Raw genomic sequence first — 658 nt, forward strand, 5'->3', positions numbered from 1 at the left:
ACCAGTGGAATTTCACTTGGACAAACAAACGCACAAGCGCCACACTCGATACAATCTTTTAGATTTAGTTCTTCTAGCTTGTCATATTCTTCGGCCTTAGCATGCCATTGAAGCTGCTGTGGCAGTAGAGATGCAGGACAAGCTTCCGCACATTGACCACAACGTATACATTCCATCTCGTATTGATGAGCTGAAATCTCGTGACGAGTCGGAGCTAAAATACAGTTCGCCGTTTTGGTGATAGGAACCTGTGAGTGGGGCAGGGTAAAGCCCATCATTGGTCCGCCCATGATCAAACGCTGAAGTTTTTTATCGGCTTTGTACCCGAATTCGTCGAGCAGTGCTTGAACTGGGGTACCCAAGAGCGCCCATACGTTTCGAGGCTGTTTAAAGGTTTTACCTGTTAACGTAACGACACGTTCGATCATTGGCTCGCCATCGATGATAGCGCGCTTAATTGAGTATAAAGAACCGACGTTTTGAACCAAGATGCCAATATCTGCAGGGATAGAGCCGCTAGGAACTTCCTTGTTGGTCAGAATCTTTATCAGCTGCTTTTCACCGCCCGACGGGTATTTCGTCGGGATTACTCGAATAACAATGTCCTTGTTCAGCGCGGCACTTTCCAGTGCTTTAATGGCATCTGGTTTGTTATCTT

General features: G+C 46.7%; 1 protein-coding gene. It reads right to left on the minus strand.

What is annotated here, in order from left to right:
• A partial coding sequence (gene rsxC / locus R7Q48_RS28040; protein WP_318133581.1) for an electron transport complex subunit RsxC occupies nt 1-658 on the minus strand: 658 nt, incomplete at both ends.

The organism is Vibrio sp. 378 (assembly GCF_033339435.1).